At 43.7% G+C, this 2,177-nt stretch carries 2 protein-coding genes; both read right to left on the reverse strand.

Annotation, left to right across the window (positions count from 1 at the left end):
• On the reverse strand, window positions 1-694 hold a 694-nt coding region (locus IQ242_RS23135; protein WP_228021173.1), incomplete at its 3' end, for a choice-of-anchor K domain-containing protein.
• A 456-nt stretch (window positions 695-1,150) separates the two neighbouring features.
• Window positions 1,151-1,831, reverse strand: coding sequence for a choice-of-anchor K domain-containing protein (locus IQ242_RS23140; protein ID WP_228021174.1), 681 nt, complete (start codon window positions 1,829-1,831; stop codon window positions 1,151-1,153).
• Window positions 1,832-2,177 lie beyond the last annotated feature (346 nt).

Genomic DNA, 2,177 nt, shown 5'->3' on the forward strand with positions numbered 1-2,177 from the left:
ATTTTCGCTGCTTGTTAAATACTGAACCCATCCCCAGTAAACCCAATGCCAATAACCCCAGAATCGAGGAAGGCTCTGGAACCGATGGAAATGGCTCTGGACCGGTACTGGGTGATAAAAATCCTTTTAAAGGATCACCCACGGCTCCAAAACCAACAAGATCGAGGGAATTAAACTGAGTTATAACTTCTACGTCGGTATCTTCTCCTTCTAGTACCCTGAAACTACCGCGATCGGGGAAATCCGTAAAGTAAATGAAATCTGCACTAGCGATAGGATCAGCAACATTTGGGGTGTTCACAATCGTGATTTTTAATGGCAATGTTTGAGTGAAATCTAGGTCGGAGGAAGTAGTATTGACTATCAGATCAACCCCATCAATCTGAGTGCCTAGAAAAATAGTGCCATTACGGTAATACAAAAGCCCCGCAACAAAGTCTTGACCCTTGGGCTGATCGGTAAAGTCAGAAGGAATAAAGGACAATTGATTGGTAAATGAACCATCTACAGGCGTTCCCCATTCGATGGTGTCGGTTCCGTTGCCCGTGTATACTGAGTCGGGGAGCGTGATGGGGTTGTCAAAATAGCCTGTCACTGTCCCTGTCCCTGAGACAACCCCTGCAAAGGCAGGAGAGTGGGCAATAAATGGCAAGCTGATAATGCTTGCTAAAACGAATCGGGCATTTTTGTTCATGATGTTTCTCTTGATTTAATAACTGTATTCGTGACAATCTCCTAAGTAGGGTTTGCGGCAAAAAGTTTGTTGGTGGGGTTAGGAGTCAGTAGCCGGTCGTCAGTAGCCGGTCGTCGGGAGTTTCAGGCTTTGTTGCCCTCTCTTTTTTGTACTAATTTATGTACTAAATTAAGGATAATGCCAGGTTTTTGATGGTCCCAATCCGATTTTCGCAGCATGAACATCGGATTTTAACAGGTCAAAAGCCTTATTTTAAAAGGGTTTTACCATTATTCAGCCAACCCTAAGTACAGGAGAAAAAGCTTGAAAAGTAGGCAGGAGTAGGGTTTTATGAGAAATGGCACTAATCCCGAAGACGCTATACTAGTTTATAGCATCCTAAAGAAAAAAGAAAGTCCTTCAACCCCATTTTTAGCCTACCCTCAAATACGGTTAAATTCTTACGCCTTAAAAGGCTTATTTTCGCTGCTTGTTAAATACTGAACCCATCCCCAGTAAACCCAATGCCAATAACCCCAGAATCGAGGAAGGCTCTGGAACCGCTGGAAATGGCTCTGGACCGGTACTGGGTGATAAAAATCCTTTGGAAGGATCACCCACGGCTCCAAAACCAACAAGATCGAGGGAATTAAACTGAGTTATAACTTCTACATAGGTCTCTTCTCCTTCTAGTACCCTGAAACTACCGCGATCAGGGAAATCCGTAAAGTAAATGAAATCTGCACTAGCGATAGGATCAGCAACATTTGGGGTGTTCACAATCGTGATTTTTAATGGCAATGTTTGAGTGAAATCTGGGTCGGAGGAAGTGGTGTTGATTATCAGATCAACCCCATCAATCCGAGTGCTGAGAGGAATAGTGCCATTACGGTAATACAAAAGCCCCGCAACAAAGTCTTGACCCTTGGGCTGATTGGTAAAGTCAGAAGGAGTAAAGGACAATATATTAGTAAATGAATCAGCGGAGAAAGGCGTTCCCCATTCGATGGTGTCGGTTCCGTTGCCCGTGTATACTGAGCTAGGGATCGTGATGGGGTTGTCAAAATAGCCTGTCACTGTCCCTGTCCCTACAACTACAGTTACAGCTTGGGCGGCTTGGAAAGGGGTTAGGATGGCTAGAGTTGCCCCCGCTACCAATAAGCAATGCTTACCCCCCCCGCATTTTTAATTATTTTTGTTAATGTTTGCGCCATGGAAACCTCTTCTTTGGTATGGTTTCCTCGATTATATGATTGTATTTTTCAAAAGACTGGTACTGCCTGCTACCAATAAGTAATGCTTACCCCCCCCCGCATTTTTAATTATTTTTGTTAATGTTTGCGCCATGGAAACCTCTTCTTTGGCAGGGTTTCTTCGATTGTATAATTGTCTTTGCCTCTCTTGGATATTGGCTGAAAAATGTTCACAATGTCACATTATGGGCGCAAGCGTTGCGCCCCTACATTACACAATGACCTCAAATACTTTTTCAGCAAGCCTTTAT

It is taken from the genome of Microcystis sp. LEGE 08355, from assembly GCF_015207185.1.
In the GTDB taxonomy this organism is placed as follows: domain Bacteria; phylum Cyanobacteriota; class Cyanobacteriia; order Cyanobacteriales; family Microcystaceae; genus Microcystis; species Microcystis panniformis.